Consider the following 1915-nt stretch of genomic DNA (forward strand, 5'->3'; position numbering starts at 1 on the left):
CCTCGCGTCGATGCTTTTCTCGGCAGCATAGGATCACCAAATCCCCCCAAACGGGGGTCCCATCAGATCTCAGGCATCATGAACAGCGGATTTGCCTACCGTTCGCCCTACATCCTTAGACCGGGACAACCATCGCCCGGCTTGGCTACCTTCCTGCGTCACACCTGTTAATACGCTTGACTCCCAAGTTACGGTCCCGCGCTCCACCAAAACCCACAACACCACAAGGGCGAGCGGGCAGGTATCGGGCGGTTAGTATCCCCTGTTCACCATGGACGGTTTTTCGCCGGTACGGGAATATCAACCCGTTGTCCATCGACTACGCCTGTCGGCCTCGCCTTAGGTCCCGACTTACCCAGGGCAGATTAGCTTGACCCTGGAACCCTTGATCATTCGGCGGACGGGTTTCTCACCCGTCTTTCGCTACTCATGCCTGCATTCTCACTCGTGTAGGCTCCACCACTGGTTTACACCGCGACTTCACTGCCCACACGACGCTCCCCTACCACTCCAAACACCTGAACCACGAAGGCTTAGTTATTGTTTGAAATCCACAACTTCGGCGGTGTACTTGAGCCCCGCTACATTGTCGGCGCGGAATCACTTGACCAGTGAGCTATTACGCACTCTTTTAAGGATGGCTGCTTCTAAGCCAACCTCCTGGTTGTCTTCGCAACTCCACATCCTTTCCCACTTAGCACACGCTTAGGGGCCTTAGTTGGTGGTCTGGGCTGTTTCCCTCTCGACTATGAAGCTTATCCCCCACAGTCTCACTGCTACGCTCTCACTTACCGGCATTCGGAGTTTGGCTGACGTCAGTAACCTTGTAGGGCCCATTAGCCATCCAGTAGCTCTACCTCCAGCAAGAAACACGCAACGCTGCACCTAAATGCATTTCGGGGAGAACCAGCTATCACGAAGTTTGATTGGCCTTTCACCCCTACCCACAGCTCATCCCCTCCATTTTCAACTGAAGTGGGTTCGGTCCTCCACGACGTCTTACCGTCGCTTCAACCTGGCCATGGGTAGATCACTTCGCTTCGGGTCTAGATCACGCCACTGCAACGCCCTATTCAGACTCGCTTTCGCTACGGCTTCCCCACACGGGTTAACCTCGCGACGTAACACTAACTCGCAGGCTCATTCTTCAAAAGGCACGCCGTCACACCCATACGACCACAAGGGCCGCAGATGCTCCGACGGATTGTAAGCACACGGTTTCAGGTACTGTTTCACTCCCCTCCCGGGGTACTTTTCACCTTTCCCTCACGGTACTGGTCCGCTATCGGTCATTAGGGAGTATTTAGGCTTATCAGGTGGTCCTGACAGATTCACACGGGATTTCTCGGGCCCCGTGCTACTTGGGATACTCATCCGGGCGGCACAAAACATTACGGTTACGGGGCTCACACCCTCTCTGGCCGGCCTTTCAAGACCGTTCACCTATGCCTGCACATCACACCCCACTGGTCCGGCAGAACCAATACGGAAAGTCCCACAACCCCGACCATGCAACGCCCGCCGGCTATCACACATGGAACGGTTTAGCCTGATCCGCGTTCGCTCGCCACTACTAACGGAATCACTATTGTTTTCTCTTCCTGCGGGTACTGAGATGTTTCACTTCCCCGCGTTCCCCCCACACACCCTATGTGTTCAGATGCGGGTCACCAGGCAACTCGCGCCCCTGGCGGGGTTTCCCCATTCGGACACCCTGGGATCACAGTCCGGTTATCGACTCCCCCAGGCTTATCGCAGATTCCTACGTCCTTCTTCGGCTCCTAATGCCAAGGCATCCACCGTGTGCCCTTAAAAACTTGACCACAAAGATCAAAAAACATTTCGAGAGAACCAAGAAAAACCAACCACACACGAACAACACCACCCCCACCCCAAAAGAGCAGAAACAGCATCA

General features: G+C 54.9%; 1 rRNA gene (cut by a window edge). It reads right to left on the minus strand.

From position 1 onward, the window contains the following. A 23S ribosomal RNA gene (locus tag PSET11_RS16705) occupies positions 1–1823 on the minus strand (it extends 1522 nt beyond the left edge of the window). Positions 1824–1915: the final 92 nt, after the last annotated feature.

It is taken from the genome of Arthrobacter ulcerisalmonis (assembly GCF_900609065.1).
GTDB classification, from domain to species: Bacteria; Actinomycetota; Actinomycetes; order Actinomycetales; family Micrococcaceae; genus Arthrobacter; species Arthrobacter ulcerisalmonis.